The following is a 15,635-nucleotide window of genomic DNA, read 5'->3' as shown; positions in this document are numbered from 1 at the left end:
CCTGGCCAAAGGGGTCAAAAACCCTCGGGGGAACAATTCATCGCAGCCTCGCGAGCGAAGCTGCCTTCCCTATCCCCAATCTGACTGGAAAGGTCAAGATTAAAGTCCAGTAAATTCAATAGTTTAGAACTATTCTAAACTGGATTATTGCGCACTGGATTCAATATCTTGCCGGCGGCACTGGGCAAATATGCAACCAATAGCCGCAACCTGCGCGCACAATGCCGCAGGCCTATTCGGCAAGCACGCGCGTGGATGGGAACGTGACCTCCACCAACGTCCCCTCGCCCGGGGTCGAGGCGATGCTGAATCGCGCGCGGTTGGCCTCCACCATGGCCTTGGTCAGCGGCAGGCCAAGGCCGGTGCCGTCGCCGCGCGCGCGCTTCAGCGAATTAATCTGCTTGAACGGCTTAAGCGCCTGCTCGATCTCGGCCTGCGACATGCCGATGCCGGTATCGCGCACCCGCATGACGATGTCGCCGGAGGCCTCGTAGGCGGTCGACACGATGACCTGGCCGCCGGCCTGGGTATAGCGGACCGCATTGGAAAGGATGTTCAGCGCGATCTGGCGCACGCTGCGCCGGTCGGCGACGACCTCGGGGAGTCGCGAGGCCAGGCTCGACCTGATGATGACGCGCTCGCGGTTGGCCTGCGGCTGCATCATCGCCACGGTCTCGGCCAGAGTGTCGTTGAGCGACACGGCCTCGTAGTCCATCTCCTGCTGGCCAGCCTCGATCTTGGAGATGTCGAGCAGGTCGTTGACCAGGTCGAGCACATGGTTGCCGGAGCGGTTGATGTCGCGCAGATAGTCGCGGTAACGGTCATTGGCGACCGGCCCGAACTTCTCGTCGACCATCAGTTCGGAGAAGCCGATGATGGCGTTGAGCGGCGTGCGGATCTCGTGACTGATGCGGGCGAGGAAGTCGGTCTTCTGGGACGACGACCGCTCTGCCGCGGCGCGTGCCTGCGTCAGCTCCTCCTCAGCGCGCTTCCACGGCGTGATGTCGCGCACGACGGCGCAGAAGCCGGCATCGCTCGGCAGGCGGCCGATGGTCATGAACAGCGGGATGAAGCGGCCCTGGGCCTCGCGGCCGATCACCTCCCGGCCGTCGTTCAGCACGCTCGCCACGCCATGCTCGGAAAGCCCGGAAAGGTAGTCGCGCGCGGCGCGCTGGCTCTCGATGGCGAAGAGCGAATGGAAGGGCTTGCCGGCCACCTCGTCGCTGTCGAAGCCGAACAGCGCTTCCGCCGGGCGGCTGATCGAGCGGATGGCGCCGTCGCGGCCGATCAGCACGACGCCGTCGGTCGCCGTGTCGATGATGGTGCGCATCTCGGCGAGGCGAGCCTCAAGCTCGGCTATCTGATCCGAGGCGCCGTCGAATTCGTCGTCGCCGCTGATGCGGCGCACGACCAGCATCAGCGCTTTCCCGTCCTGCCAAGGCACCGAACGGAGCACCGCTTCAATCGGAAACTCCTCGCCGTCGCGGGTCTTCAACCTGAGATCATGATCGGAGCCAGGTTCGTCGCCGTAGCTCTCGGCAAACAGCGCGTCGAGCCCACCGGCCCGCGCCAGCTCGTCGACCGAGCCGTAGCCGGTAAGGCTCAGGAACTCGGCATTGGCATAGTGCAGCACGTCGCCGGCATGGATGAGCACCGGTACCGGCAATTGCTCGAGGATCGGCGCATCCACCGGCATGTCGCGGCCGCCCGCGAACATTTCCCTGGGAATGATGTCCTCGGCCCTGAGCGGCGGCTTCTCCGGCCGCTCCTGCGTCGCCGTATCGCGATAGGTTTCGGTTTCGACCGGCCTCACGGAGGACAGGTTGACGACCTCGCCGCTGGACGGTGAACCGCCATGCTCCGCCGCCGCGGCCTCCGAATAGGCGGCGATCTCGGCTGAGTTCTGCTCGCCGTTTTTCGGTTCGACGGCAGGCTGGCCCACAGCCAACTCCTGCTGCTGCCGCGCGGCGACAACCTCGCTCGCCCGCTTCAGGCGCTCGCCGATCTCGCGGAAGGCATGTCGCTCGACGTTGGACAGCCCCTTGCCGTTGCCCGGCTCGACCTGGCGGTGTTCCGCGAGATGGATGACCTTATCGGAACGATCCAGGTCGAGCTCAGTCGACTCCATATCGCCGCCAGGCTGCGTCTCTGGCGACTGTCCGGACAGCTGCTCTTCCGTCACCGGCGCCGCCGACCCGGCGTCGGCCCGCGGCTCGGGTTCCTGGCCAGGCTTGCCGTTGGGCACCAGCGCCAGCCCGATGCGCTCGTGATCGATGACGGCCTCGCCCGGACGCGCCACGCCGAAGCCGCGGAAGCCCTCGAAGCTGCGGTCGCGGCCGTAGACCGGCAAGGCGGCCAGATCGACGGGGATGCGCCGGTCCGAGCCCGCGACCGGCCAGAGCACCGAACGGCCGGACCAGGTGTCGCGCCGCTGCAAAAGGCCGGCGATCTCGCCGGACGGATCCAGTTCGAAGGTGTTGGATACATCCTCGAACCGACGACCGACGACGTCGGCGGCATGCTCGCCGACCAGGGCGACGAACTCCGCCGAGACGGCGCTGAACCGGCCTTCGGCGTCGGTGCGCCAGACGAAGCGCACGGGCACGGTCGAGCGGCCGGCAAGCTCGTCGCGTTCGGCGACGGCCGGTTCGGCCGGCCGGGCTTCCGCGGCGGGAGCAGCGGGTGCCGCGTCGGTCTTGTCTGTCTCCTCCCGCACCGGCGCGGGCGCTGCAGTCTTCGCCGCCAACTCGCGGACGACGAGGCCAGCCTTGCTCTCGCGTTCCTCGGGGCTGAAATACCAATGATCGTGGTCGGCGGGCTGCTCCTTGGGCGCGGCCTGCGGCGGCACTTCCTCGCGCGGCGCGGCCTCGTCCCGCCGATCTTCGCCCGCTTCGCCCACCGCCTCGGCGCGCTCGTCCACGACCACCAGAAGATGGCGCTCGTCTGTCAGGCGCGCGATGCCCGCCGGCACATGGCCGGCGGCGGCGGGAATGGCCCGCTTGATCGTCCGGTCGCGTTCGCCGGCGACCGCAGCGACCAGTCCGGCCAGCGTCGACCGTGCAATGCCTAGTCCGGAAAGGCCGTCCGTCGCAGCCACGACATCGCCGCGGGCATCGACGAAGGCGAGGAAATGGCCAGGCGCGGCGAAGCCGCTGATGGCGGCCGCGGCGACCTCCCCGGCAGAGCGGGACGCGCTGCCGGTGGCCGGCACGGCGAGCAGGATGCCTGCCTCGCCGTCGGGCAGGCGGACGGAACTCGCGACGAAGGCGACGGCCCGGCTGCTCAGGCCGGAGGCGACGCGCACCATGATCGACCTGTCGCGACCGATATCCGGGAAGCCCGAAGTGGCGGCGATCTGCCGGCGGGCGGCGAGACCGAGCCGCGCCGGCGCGCCGATGACCGCGTCGACGTCGTCGTAGCCCAGGATGGTGGCGCCCGGGCCATTGGCCCACAGCACCTGCTCGAGGTCGACCGACAGCACGACGACGGCGTCGCCGGCAGCGAAACGCTGCCTTACGCCATCGACCACGGCGACGTCGATGAAGGAGTAGGCTGCTGACGGCATTCACATAACCCGCAAGGCACACATTCTCGCAATTAACGGTTTGTTAATAAAAGCCGTCATCGCCTAGGTCTACCAAACAGCTGTCATAGAGCGTGATTATTCTCGCCATGTGGTTAACCGAGGCGCCCGGCCGACCATGTTGCACTGCAACATTTTTGTTGCAATGCACAATGACATGAACTATATCACTGATGCGAATAAACGAGGCGGGTGCCCACCCGTCCAGTCCACAGGGTGAGACAATGTCCAAGACCAAGACCGCAGAATTCGCAGATACCGTCGAAATGCCGAGCTTCGACGTTTCCAAGGCCACCGACCAGTTCCGCGCCTTCGCCGAAAAGGGCGTCGAGCAGTCGAAGGAGGCCTACACCAAGCTCAAGACCGGCGCCGAAGACGCCCAGAAGACGCTCGAAACCACCTATGAGACCGCCCGCAGCGTGGGCAGCGAGCTGTCGCTCAAGACCATCGCTGCGCTGCGTACCAATGCCGAGGCAGGCTTTGCGCATCTCGAGGCGCTGGCCGGCGCCAAGTCGCTCTCGGACATCTTCGAGCTGCAGACCGCCTATCTGCGCAAGCGCGTCGAGCTGAGCGTCGAGCAGGCCAAGGAATTCCAGGCGGTTGCCTCGAAGGCCGCCGAGGACGTGGCCAAGCCGGTCAAGACCGCCTTCGAGAAGGCCCTGAAAGACCTGAAGGCCGCCTGAGGGCGAGCCACACGAAATCCCGGCGGGCGGTTCTCCTCCCTCTGTCTGCCGGGCCAAGCGGCCAGCTCGCATTCCGCTGGCCATGCATAGGAAAAGGCCGGCTCCTCCTCCCGCCGGCCTTTTTCTTTTTTTCCGGGGCTGAAAAGCCTGGCAATCAAGGGCTTCGCGGCGGCGGCATAAATCACCGCAGTGGAATATGCGCAAAGCTCTTGAAATGCGGTGGAATTGTCCGTATGGACGCGGCACCAGAGCAAGGCACGCGGTTGTAGCTCAGCTGGTTAGAGCGCCGGATTGTGGATCCGGAGGTCGCTGGTTCGATCCCAGCCAACCGTACCACCCTTCTTTTTTTGCCACTCTCCCTACCGATGAATTGGTGCCGATCCGGAACTGGATGCTTCGCATTTCCGGCATGTGGCGCAGGTTGCGATCCTATCCCGCGAGACTCCGGCCAACAGCAGCTACCGCTTGCATGCGCGGAGACCAGCCGCCAAAAGTCGCAGCTATTAACTTGAAGATGCTTAGTCGCGGGCGAAGCACACGCCAATTTTCTAAAATTTTTCAAATTCTCAAAATGAACTCTTCGATATTTTCCGTTTTATATTCGAAAGATAAGGAGACGAAATATGCTAAGACTATTCATTGCAACAACATTGTCTATGCTAGCCGTATCGCCAGCATCGTCACAAAATATGCCATTTAGAGGCGGCCAATCCGCCAGCGGTTACATATCTGTATCTACGAGCGTCACGATCATGCGGCCAATGGACAAGTCCATCGGCCTGGAACAGCAGCAGACTGCCGTGCTTCAGAGCTTCTATCAAATGGTCAAAGGCAGTTGCGGCCTGGTCACCGAAGCTTTTGCCGAGAGCTGCGAAATCTCGGGCGTCAACAGCAGTGTCAATGCCAACAACCGCGGCGACCGGGACTTGATGATCACAGTCAGCGGCCAGATTCAGATGACCGTCAAGATGAAATCCGACCTGGCCAATCCCTGAACCCACCTGAATGGTGGAGCGGTCGCCAATCGGGGCTATCTGCGACGGTGAACTCACGTCAGGGCCCCACAAGCAAAAACGGCGCACCACCGCGAGGAGGCGCGCCGTTCGAAGCGAGGGCGGCCCGGCACCGCCCGTGATTCCATGCCGTTACTGGCAGGGGGCCAGATAGGTCACCGGCCTGCCGTCGCGGTCGTACATCGGCCGGCCGCGGCTGTCGTAGCGGTGATAGCGGCATTCGCCGGGAGCAGTGCCCGCGCCGATCATGGCGCCGGCGAGGCCACCGATCACCGCGCCCGCCACCGTGGAACCGGTGTTGCCGCCGATGGCCTGGCCGACCAGGGCACCGCCCGCCGCACCGATTGCGCCGCCGCCCACCGCACGCTCCTGGGGCGTGTTACAGGCTGCAACGGCCAGGCCAGCAAGGGTCAGCGCGGCCGCGGTAACGATCAAATTCGCCATAAACTCAACTCCTTAAGTTCATCGCGGCGACGCTACCACGGCAATCCTTCCACATCCAGTAACCTTCATGCGCAATGGTTGACGGGATTTGACGAACAACCACAATATTGTTGACAGTGGCTGATCCCGCCCCGCGCCGCGCTCAGTGGCGCTGGGCCATCCGCTCGTCGCGCTGCCGTTGGGCCTCGCGCTGCTTGTTGACCAGCGAGGCGGCGATCACGCCCACCGCGACGACGCCGATCAGGATGGTGCTGGCGGCGTTGATCTCCGGCGTGACGCCGAGACGCACCTGGCTGTAGATCTTCATCGGCAGCGTGGTTGCCCCCGGCCCCGAGGTGAAGCTCGAAATCACCAGGTCGTCGATCGACAGCGTGAAGGCCAGCATCCAGCCCGAGATGATCGCCGGCAGGATGACCGGCAGCGTGATCTGGAAGAAGGTCTTGACCGGCGGGGCGCCGAGATCCATCGCCGCCTCCTCCAGCGACCGGTCGAAGGTGACCAGCCGCGACTGCACCACCACGGCCACGAAGCACATGGTGAAGGTGATGTGCGCGAGCGTCAGCGTCACGAAGCCCCTGTCGAGGCCGACGGCGACGAAAAGCAACAGCAGCGACAGGCCGGTGATGACTTCCGGCATGACCAGCGGCGCAAACACCATGCCGGAGAACAGCACCCGGCCCCTGAAGCGCGTGTAGCGCGTCAGCGTGATGGCGGCGAGCGTGCCGAGCACGGTCGCCACGGTCGCGGAGATGAGGCCGACGCGAACCGTCACCCAGGCCGCGTCCATCAGGCCCTTGTTACGGAACAGTTCGCCGTACCACTTGGTCGAGAACCCGCCCCAGACGGTGACGAGCTTCGATTCGTTGAACGAGAAGATGACCAGCAGCAGGATCGGCAAGTAGAGGAACGCGAACCCCAGGACGATCGCGCTGATGTTGAAGCGGCTCCAGGTCGAGTTCATGTCAGCGCCCCTGCTCCTGGGCGCGCGCCTGCGCCTGCTGGAAGAACATGATCGGTATGACCAGGATCAAGAGCAGGATCACCGCCACGGCCGATGACACCGGCCAGTCGCGGTTTGCGAAGAACTCGTTCCAGAGCGTCTTGCCGATCATCAGCGTCTGCGAGCCGCCGAGCAGGTCGGGGATGACGAACTCGCCGACCGCCGGGATGAAGACCAAAAGGCAGCCGGCGATGACGCCCGGCAGCGACAGCGGGAAGGTGATCTTCCAGAAGGCGGTCATCGGCGGGCAGCCGAGGTCCTGGGCGGCCTCGATGAGCGAATAGTCCATCTTCTCCAGCGCCGAATAGAGCGGAAGGATCATGAACGGCAGGTAGGAATAGACGATGCCGATGAAGATGGCCGCGTGGGTGTTCAGGATCACCAGCGGCTGGTCGATGATGCCGGTGGCGAGCAGGAACTGGTTGAGCAGGCCTTCGGGCTTGAGGATGCCGATCCAGGCATAGACGCGGATCAGGAAGCTGGTCCAGAACGGCAGGATCACCAGCATCAGAAGCGTCGGGCGGATGGCCGTGGGCGCACGCGCCATGCCGTAGGCGATGGGATAGCCGACAAGCAGGGCCAGCAAGGTCGAAATCCCTGCGATGACGGCGCTGGAGATGTAGGCGGTGTAATAGAGCGGGTCCTCGGTCAGCCAGAGATAGTTGTCGAAGCTGAACTCGCCGAACTGCGCCATGAGCCCCGAGAAGCCTTCGGAGATGTCGAGCACCGGCGTGTAGGGCGGCATCGCGATCGCCGTCGTCGACAGCGAGATCTTGAAGACGATGAAGAACGGAACGAGGAAGAAGAACAGCAGCCAGACATAGGGGACGAGAATGACCAGGCGGCTGGTGACGGCTGAGGTGAGGCTCTTCATCGCCGCTCCTATCGCGTCAGCAGGACACCGGCATCGGGCCGGAAGCTGATCCAGGCCCTGTCGTCCCAGCTCAGCGGATCTTCTGTGGCGCGGGTCGCGTTCATCGAACTCGCCTTGACCACCTGGCCGTTGCCGAGCTTGACGTGGAAGATGGTCATGTCGCCGAGATAGGCGATGTCGTAGATTTCGCCCTCGAGCACGTTGTCGCCGCCCTCCGGCTTCCGGGACGAAACCTTGATCTTCTCGGGGCGGATGGCAAAAGCGATCTCGGAGCCCACCGGCGTCTCGCCGGCATTGGCGGCCTTGATCGTCACCCCGCCCGTTCCCGCGATGGTGGCGCCGCCGCCGTTGCGGTCCGTCACCTTGCCGTCGAACATGTTGATGTTGCCGACGAAGTCGGCGACGAAGCGCGAGGTCGGCGCCTCGTAGACCTCGGCCGGCGTCGCCACCTGCATCACCTCGCCCTTGTCGAGGATGGCGATGCGGTCGGCCATGGTCATGGCCTCTTCCTGATCGTGCGTGACGATGACGAAGGTCAGCCCCAGCGTCTGCTGCAGGTCCATGAGCTCGAACTGGGTTTCCTCGCGCAGCTTCTTGTCGAGCGCGCCGAGCGGTTCGTCGAGCAGCAGAACCTTGGGCCGCTTGGCAACCGCACGGGCGAGCGCCACGCGCTGGCGCTGGCCGCCGGAAAGCTGGTGCGGCTTGCGCTTGGCGAACTGGCCGAGCTTGACCAGCTTCAGCATCTCGCCGACGCGCTTTTCGATTTCAGGCTTCGGCATGCCGTCCTGCTTCAGACCGAAGGCGATGTTCTGCTCGACCGTCATGTGCGGGAACAGCGCGTAGGACTGGAACATCATGTTGACCGGCCGCTTGTGGGGCGGAATGCCCCTGAGGTCCTGCCCGTCAAGCAGGATCTGCCCCTCCGTCAGCTGCTCGAAGCCGGCGAGCATGCGCAGAAGCGTGGACTTGCCGCAGCCGGAAGCGCCCAGGAGCGCGAAGAACTCGCGCTCGTAGATCGACAGCGACAGGTTGTTGACGGCGGTGAAGTCGCCGAACCGCTTGGTGACGTTCTTGAACTGGATGTACGGCCTGGCGTCGGGCTGGTTCCAGGGCGCAAACTCCCTGCGGATATTGCCGAGCGATTTCATGTCCCTCTCCGTCCCCCTGCACGCGCCGGAATATCCCGGCGCCCAGGGCGCCGGGATAGCGTGCGACCGTTACTGACCCGTGACGACCTTGGTCCAGCTGCGCGTCACCAGGCGCTGGCTCTTGGGATCGTAGGGCGACACGGTGAACAGCTTCTGGAGGGTGGCATCGTCCGGGTAGATGGCCGGATCTCCGATGATGTCCTTCTCGATGAACTGCTGCGACGCCTTGTTGCCATTGGCGTAGTAGATGTAGTTGGAGGCCTTGGCGGCGACTTCCGGACGCATGATGTAGTTCAGGAACTCGTGCGCCTCGGCAACGTTCTTGGCATCCGCCGGGATGGCCATCTGGTCGAACCACATCTCCGCACCTTCCTTCGGCACGACATAGTCGACGACCACGCCCTGGTCGGCCTCGGCGGCACGGTCGCGTGCCTGGAAGACGTCGCCCGACCAGCCGACGGCCAGGCAGATGTCGCCGTTGGCGAGCGCGTTGATGTATTCGGACGAATGGAACTTGCGGATCGACGGCCGGATCTTGAGCAGTGCCTCTTCGGCCTTGGCGAGATCCTCGGGCGTACGGCTATCGGTATCGATGCCGAGATAGCGCAGGGTCGTCGGAATGATGTCGGTCGGCGAATCGAGCATGTAGACGCCGCAATCCTTCAGCTTGGCGATGGTGTCGGGATTGTAGACGACATCCCAGCTGTCGATCTTGTCGATGCCGAGGGCTTCCTTCACCTTCTTCTCGTTGTAGCCGATGCCGACGGTGCCCCACATGTAGTTGATGGAGTACTCGTTGCCGGGGTCGTACTTTGCGGTGCGCTCGCTGACGACGTCCCACATGTTGGAGAGGTTCGGCAGCTTCGACTTGTCGAGCTTCTGGAACACGCCGGCCTCGATCTGGCGAGCGAGGAAGTTGGCGGTCGGCACCACCACGTCATAGCCGCTGCCGCCGGCAAGCAGCTTGGTTTCGAGAATCTCGTTGGAATCGAAAACGTCGTAGACGACCTTGATGCCGGTTTCCTTGGTGAACTCGTCGATGATCGAGGAATCGATGTAGTCCGACCAGTTGTAGACGTTGACGACACGCTCCTGGGCGTCGGCAGCGGTTGCGGCAATGGCAATCATGGCTGACGCGGCGGTCAGCCAAAGCGATCTGCGGTTCATGATAGTCTCCTTCCTTGGGCGCGACCTTGCGGCTGCGCCCTGCTCCCTGGGCAGATTCGGGTGATGAGGGTGGCGCCCCCGCCGATAGGCGGCGTCGCGCTAACATACCGGCGATTTACGTCTCCGGACACCGAAGCCCCGGCAGTGAGACCTGGCAAGATACGCCTGTCTTGTTGTTACCCTCGGCCGCAGCCTGCCCGCCCGACAGGTGTATTGTCAATGCCCAACAACCGGCCGCTCAATTGGGGGTCGGCACGCCCGTGACGCCGGGTTTCTGCGCGCTGGCCTGGCGCTTGAATTCGAGCGCGAGATGGACGATCAGCGCCGCGAAGATGACGGCACCGCCGGCGATGGTGCGCGACGACGGCACCTCGGCATGGATGAGCCAGACCCAGATCGGGCTCAGCAGCGTCTCGAAGGTTCCGAGCAGCGCCACGATGGCCGCGGGCACCAGACGCGCACCGGTGGCGAAAAGGGCAAGCCCCAGGCCAAGATTGGCAGCGCCGAAGGTGAACAGAAAGCCCATGTCGCGCGGCGACACGGCGAGCGTCGATGCCTGCGAAGCGGCGAAGCTGGCCGCGAAGATGGTGCCGAGGCAGGTGGCCGGCGTCATTCGGACATGGGCGAAACGGCGGGTGATGACGGTGGCGATGGAAAAGGCCACCGCGATCAGCAGGGCCAACCCGTCGCCGACCGGCGACACGGCGCCGCCGAGCGATTCCGAGACCATGATGGCCACGCCGCCGATGACCGCCGCGATCGCGACCCAGGTGGCCGCCGACACGCGCTCGCCGAACAGCACCCAGGCGAACAGCGCCGCGAGCAGCGGCACGCCGGCCTGCATCAGCACGATGTTGGCGACCGTCGTATAGGCGAGTGCCACGACGAAACAGGTCGAGGCGATGCCAAAGCAGGAGGCAACGAGCAGGCCCGGCAGCCCCATGTCGCGGAACAGCCTGAGCGTGCCACGTCCGCCGTCGCGCCAGGCCATGAAGGCCAGCAGGAATGCCGCCGCCCAGAACGAGCGCCAGAACACCACCGTCCAACTGTCCGGCGCATCGATGAAGCGGGCGATGGCGCCCCCAAGACTCCACATCAGCGCCGAGAGGAACACCAGAAGCATGCCGACGCGCTGCTCGCGGCCGGTGGCGACGGCGCCGCCGGCCGGTCCCAATCCAGATGCTGACGCCTGTTCGCCCATTTGAGGTGTCGCCGTAGTTCGAGGCCTCCGCGGTTCGACCGCGCATCGTCACCCATTAGTCAGGCACGTTCGATTTCGCGAGGTCCAGTGCTTCCAGCTCATTAGGACACTCGAAAGTAGCCCCGTGATCATGACGGCCGGGCTGCGCTTTCGGACGCTCATGCAGGGTCGTCGAACTGTCTTGCCCCGTCCCCGACTGCACCCGATTCGCCCATGCCCGGCCGGCCGGCAACAGATCGGCAAGAATTCGCGTCTAAGCACTGCGGGCAGTCTCGGGAATCTCGCATGCTGACCGTCATCAATTGCATCGTCTACGCGCATGACTACCGCTTCGTGGCCGCGGCACTCTTCATGTGCACCATCGGTTCCATCGTTACCATCCGGCTGTTTGCGCGCGGGCGCCGGGCCGTGCGGGCCAAGCATGCCGTGCTCATCCTGATGGCCGGCCTCGCCGGCGGCATGACGATCTGGACGACGCATTTCCTGGCGATGCTCGGCTTCATGCCCAAGGTCGGCCACGGTTTCGAGCCAATCTACACGCTGGTGTCGCTCGCCGTCGCCATCGCCACTTCGATCTCGGGCCTGTTCCTTGCCGCAAGGCGGCAAACCGGACCGATGGTGGAGTTCGGCGGCTTCGTCCTGGGCTGCGGCATTGCCGTGATGCATTTCCTCGGCATGGCCGGCTTCGTCGTTGCCGGCCGCATCGACTACGATCCTGCCTTCGTCATTACCGCCATCGTCGGCGGTGCGGCATTTGGCATGCTGGCCACCAACCGCGTCGCCGACGGCAAGGGGCGCCGCGGAGTGGTGCTCGGCATTGTCGCGCTGATACTCGGCATCGGCTTCATGCATTTCACCGCGATGGGCGCGGTGCAGATCACGCCGGACCCGCGGGTGGCGGTGCCGACGCAGATTCTCTCCGTACCCGTGATGGTGACCCTGGTCATGGCCATGACGGTGCTTGTCATGCTCCTGGGCCTGGCCACCCACATGGCCGAGGAACAGGGCGAGAAGGAAGCCGTGGAGCACTACCGCCATCTGGCGCTGCACGACCCGCTGACCGGGCTGCCGAACCGAGCCGCCGTGCGGGACGAACTGCCGCGCCGGCTCAAGGACGCGGCAGGCATGTCGCTCGCCATCATCGCCGTCGATCTCAACCGGTTCAAGGAAATCAACGACGTCTACGGCCACGCGGCCGGCGACGCGGTACTGACGCAGACAACGGGACGCGTTCGCGCCGCACTGGCCCGCGATGAATTCTTCGCACGCATCGGCGGCGACGAGTTCCTCGCCGTAAAGCCATTCACGCGGGAAAACGAGATCGAGGAGTTCGCCGCCCGCATGGCAGACGCCTTCTCGCGCCCGAACGAACTCGGCAACGCCACCTTCCAGGCGAGCGCCAGCATCGGCATCGCCGTGTATCCCAAGGACGGCGTCAGCATCGACGAGCTCACCATGCGCGCCGACCTCGCCATGTACCGCTCGAAGAAGAGCCAGAGCGGCGCCTGGTGCTGGTATGACGCCGACGCCGATGAAGACGGCAGGCGGCGCGGCCTGATCGCCATCGGCCTGCGCAGTGCCGTGGCCGACGGTGCTCTGCGCCTGGTGTTCCAGCCACAGATCTCGATGAAGAAGCGCGACCTCCTCGGCTTCGAGGCGCTGCTGCGCTGGGACAGCCCGCAGCTTGGCGAGGTCTCGCCGTCGGACTTCATTCCGGTGGCGGAGCAGACCGGCATCATCGTCGGCATCGGCGACTGGGTCTTGCGGGAGGCGTGCCGCGAGGCGACGCAGTGGCCGGAGCCGCTGGGCGTGGCCGTCAACGTCTCGCCGGTGCAGCTGACGCGCCCCAATTTCGGTGACCGGCTGAAGGAGATCCTCGACGAGACGGGCCTCGCCCCCTCGAGACTCGAAATCGAGGTTACCGAGACGGCGCTGATCGAGAACCCCGGCCAGGCGCTGCTGATCCTGCGCCAGATCAAGACGATGGGCGTGCGCGTCGCCATGGACGACTTCGGCACCGGCTACTCGTCGCTGTCGACGCTGTTCTCCTTCCCGTTCGACAAGATCAAGGTCGACCGCACCTTCCTCAAGGCACTCGGCCGGCAGGCCCAGGCGACCAGCGTCATCGAGACGGTGATCGAGCTCGGCCACAAGCTGTCGATCCCGGTGCTGGCGGAAGGCGTGGAGACGGATTTCCAGGCCGCGTTCCTGAAGGACCGCCGCTGCGACGAGGCACAGGGCTTCCTCTATGGCAGGCCGCTCGATTCCACCGCCGCCCGGGCCATCGCCAAGACCGGCATCGACAAGGAAGCGCAGGCGGCAATCGCCCGCCTGATCGCTTGATTGCTATTGGAAATCGAAGGCTGAAAGGCCCGTCACGGTTCAATCGCTGAAGGTGACGACTACCATCTGCGACTTGGGAACAACGAGAATTTCTGCGCTGCCTGCGGAGCTAAAGTAGCTGCCTGGAACTGAGGTCGCGCCTCTCAGCAGGTCATACATGTCCTGGGTCGGATTCATGCATTGAAACCCTCTGGCATAGACGCCTTCAACGTTCCAGCTTTCCGGGATCGGCGTCTGCTGCCAAGGCTGATAGCGAACTCCGTTGCCGGGACCACTTTCACCGGCCCGCCCTTGCTCCACCCCGGCAAAGAACGAAAGGCCTTCACGCTCGATCTGCTGGGCGACCACGCTGCTGATCCTGAATACCCCTCCTCCGCAGCTTTCGACTCGGATCAACAACAGAGCCTCCAGCAAAGCGCCGATTGGCCCCGGGATAGTACCAATCAACTCCGCCTGCACAGGGCCTAGTTTTTCCGGAACTGCCTTTGCCATTTGGTCAGCCTGCATTTTGACGAGCGGGTTCCAAATTGGCTGGCCTGCAATCGCCACCATGCCGAACGCCATGAATGCAAAGAGGCCGCAAACAAAAAGACCAGCGAGAACCCAAAGCCATGTTCTCTTCTTCTGAACTGGGCTCATTCGCGTCGGAATCTCCGCAACTCGTCCGTCACTGGAAATCGAAGGCCGAAAGGCCCGTCACCATCTCGTCGAGACCGAGCGGCCGGGTGACCGGCGGTTCGGCGCGCGACAGGCAGCCCGAGCGCTCGCACAGCCGGCAGGCGGGGCCAACCGGCGTCGCCGCGACCGCGCCCGGCTTGCCGCCGAGTGCGGCCGGCAGCGCCGCGCCATAGACGATCTCGTCGCGGAAGGCGATGTCGCAGCCGAGCAGGATTGCGGTGCGGCGTGGTCGTTCGCTGAAAGCGCCCTGAGGACCCTCGAGGGTGCGGGCGACGCAGAGGAATTCGGCGCCGTCGGGCATCTCCACAGCCTCGACGAAGATCTGGCCGGGCTGGGTGAAGGCGGCATGCACCGGCAGCTTCGGGCAGCCGCCGCCGAAGCGGCTCTGCGGAAAGCCCTGCGCGCCCGCCTTGCGGAAGCGGTTGCCGGCATTGTCGACCTCGAGCATGAAGAAGGGCACGGCCGAGGCGCCGGTCCGCTGCAGCATGGTCAGCCGGTTGGCCGCCTGCTCGAACGACACGCCGAAACGCGAGCGCAGTACGTCGACGTCGTAGCGGGCGCGTTGCGCCGCCGAGTGGAACGCCTGATAGGGCATCATCAGAGCATGCGCGGCATAGCGGCCGAGCTCGAAGCGGGCCAGTCGCTTGGCTTCGTCCGAAGACAGCTTGAGCGCCTGCATCTCGGCTGCGACCGCCACCTGCATCCGGATCAGGCTCGCCTCCATCGCCACCTCGCGCAGTTGGTCGAAGGGCGACAGGCGCTCGGAGAGGAACAGGCGCTGCGAGTGGCGGTCGTAGCGGCGGCGCCAGTTGGGCATGGTGGCTACCGGCAGCACCTTGACGACGATGCCGTGCTCGCGCTTGAGCCATGCCTTCAGCGCCCCCAACAGGTCGTCGCCGGGATCGAGCAGCGAGGTGAAGGCCTCGGCCTCGCCTTCCAGCGCAGCGAAGTGGTTCGGCCGGCGCTCGAACACCTCGTGCACCTCGTCGATCGGCAGGCGCGCGCCGGACAGCGCCGTCGTATGGCCTTCGCGTGCCAGCAGCTCGGTGAGGTCGGTCAGCCGCTCGGCCTGTTCGCGATAGGCGCGGAACAGCTTGATCACCGCCGCCGCCGCGTTCGGCGCGGCCTCTGCGATCTCGATGAGTTCCTGGTCGCCCGGCAGCTCGCCGGCCAGCAACGGATCGGCGAAGACCTCGCGCAGGGCCGCGATCGAGCCTTTCGCCTCGCCCTGCAACTCGTCGGGATCGACCTTGTAGACCGAGGCCAGCTTGAGGATGAGCTGCACCGTGAGCGGCCGCTGGTTGCGCTCGATGAGGTTGAGATAGGAGGGCGAGATGCCAAGGCCCTCGGCCATCGCCGTCTGGGTGAGCCCCTTCTGATTGCGGATGCGCCGGATGCGCGGTCCGGCGAAGATTTTTTGCTCGGCCATCGGCTTTTACACCAATTTTACAACGAAAGTAGGGGCTTTGCCCTACCCATGCATTTACATTATTTACAATTT

General features: G+C 64.7%; 12 protein-coding genes and 1 tRNA gene. 4 read left to right on the top strand and 9 right to left on the bottom strand.

Annotated elements, in window-relative coordinates:
* Positions 1-232: 232 nt before the first annotated feature.
* The gene (locus AmiPiv_RS06005) at positions 233-3,565 is read right to left on the bottom strand and encodes a PAS domain S-box protein (protein ID WP_340036407.1); all 3,333 of its coding nucleotides are present in this window, start codon (positions 3,563-3,565) and stop codon (positions 233-235) included.
* A gap of 242 nt (positions 3,566-3,807) precedes the next feature.
* Here AmiPiv_RS06005 and AmiPiv_RS06000 point away from each other — a divergent pair, with 242 nt between their 5' ends.
* The 3 genes from AmiPiv_RS06000 (at position 3,808) to AmiPiv_RS05990 (ending at position 5,261) form a co-directional block, all read left to right on the top strand.
* Entirely contained in the window at positions 3,808-4,266 is a 459-nt protein-coding gene (locus tag AmiPiv_RS06000) for a phasin (protein WP_340036405.1), read from the top strand.
* Positions 4,267-4,525: 259 nt separating this feature from the next.
* A tRNA-His gene (locus tag AmiPiv_RS05995) sits at positions 4,526-4,602 on the top strand.
* A 425-nt stretch (positions 4,603-5,027) separates the two neighbouring features.
* Positions 5,028-5,261: a hypothetical protein gene (locus AmiPiv_RS05990; protein ID WP_340036404.1), complete on the top strand. Its 234-nt coding sequence runs from the start codon at positions 5,028-5,030 to the stop codon at positions 5,259-5,261.
* 150 nt (positions 5,262-5,411) lie between these two features.
* Here the strand turns inward: AmiPiv_RS05990 and AmiPiv_RS05985 are convergent, their stop codons facing one another.
* From AmiPiv_RS05985 to AmiPiv_RS05960, 6 genes are all read right to left on the bottom strand, one after another.
* Entirely contained in the window at positions 5,412-5,723 is a 312-nt protein-coding gene (locus AmiPiv_RS05985) for a hypothetical protein (RefSeq protein ID WP_340036403.1), read from the bottom strand.
* Positions 5,724-5,865: 142 nt separating this feature from the next.
* Positions 5,866-6,684 (bottom strand): ABC transporter permease, encoded by an 819-nt coding sequence (locus tag AmiPiv_RS05980; protein WP_340036402.1) that lies wholly within the window; start codon positions 6,682-6,684, stop codon positions 5,866-5,868.
* A 1-nt stretch (position 6,685) separates the two neighbouring features.
* Positions 6,686-7,597, bottom strand: a complete 912-nt coding sequence (locus AmiPiv_RS05975) for an ABC transporter permease subunit (RefSeq protein WP_340036401.1) — start codon at positions 7,595-7,597, stop codon at positions 6,686-6,688.
* Between the two features lie 8 nt (positions 7,598-7,605).
* Positions 7,606-8,745 (bottom strand): ABC transporter ATP-binding protein, encoded by a 1,140-nt coding sequence (locus AmiPiv_RS05970; RefSeq protein ID WP_340036400.1) that lies wholly within the window; start codon positions 8,743-8,745, stop codon positions 7,606-7,608.
* A 69-nt stretch (positions 8,746-8,814) separates the two neighbouring features.
* Complete coding sequence (locus AmiPiv_RS05965; RefSeq protein ID WP_445206907.1) at positions 8,815-9,873, bottom strand: polyamine ABC transporter substrate-binding protein; 1,059 nt, start codon at positions 9,871-9,873, stop codon at positions 8,815-8,817.
* A gap of 277 nt (positions 9,874-10,150) precedes the next feature.
* On the bottom strand, positions 10,151-11,113 hold the full coding sequence (locus AmiPiv_RS05960; RefSeq protein WP_340036398.1) for a DMT family transporter: 963 nt from the start codon (positions 11,111-11,113) through the stop codon (positions 10,151-10,153).
* Between the two features lie 285 nt (positions 11,114-11,398).
* On the opposite strand from AmiPiv_RS05960, the gene AmiPiv_RS05955 reads away from it, so the two are divergent.
* A complete protein-coding gene (locus AmiPiv_RS05955) occupies positions 11,399-13,456 on the top strand; it encodes a putative bifunctional diguanylate cyclase/phosphodiesterase (protein ID WP_340036397.1) in 2,058 nt (685 codons plus the stop codon).
* A gap of 39 nt (positions 13,457-13,495) precedes the next feature.
* On the opposite strand, the gene AmiPiv_RS05950 is transcribed toward AmiPiv_RS05955, so the two are convergent.
* A complete protein-coding gene (locus AmiPiv_RS05950) occupies positions 13,496-14,095 on the bottom strand; it encodes a hypothetical protein (RefSeq protein WP_340036396.1) in 600 nt (199 codons plus the stop codon).
* A gap of 28 nt (positions 14,096-14,123) precedes the next feature.
* On the bottom strand, positions 14,124-15,563 hold the full coding sequence (locus tag AmiPiv_RS05945) for a helix-turn-helix domain-containing protein (protein WP_340036395.1): 1,440 nt from the start codon (positions 15,561-15,563) through the stop codon (positions 14,124-14,126).
* Between the last annotated feature and the right edge of the window lie 72 nt (positions 15,564-15,635).

Source organism: Aminobacter sp. Piv2-1, from assembly GCF_037625995.1.
Classification (GTDB): domain Bacteria; phylum Pseudomonadota; class Alphaproteobacteria; order Rhizobiales; family Rhizobiaceae; genus Aminobacter.
This window is presented reverse-complemented; position numbering and strand designations above follow the sequence as displayed.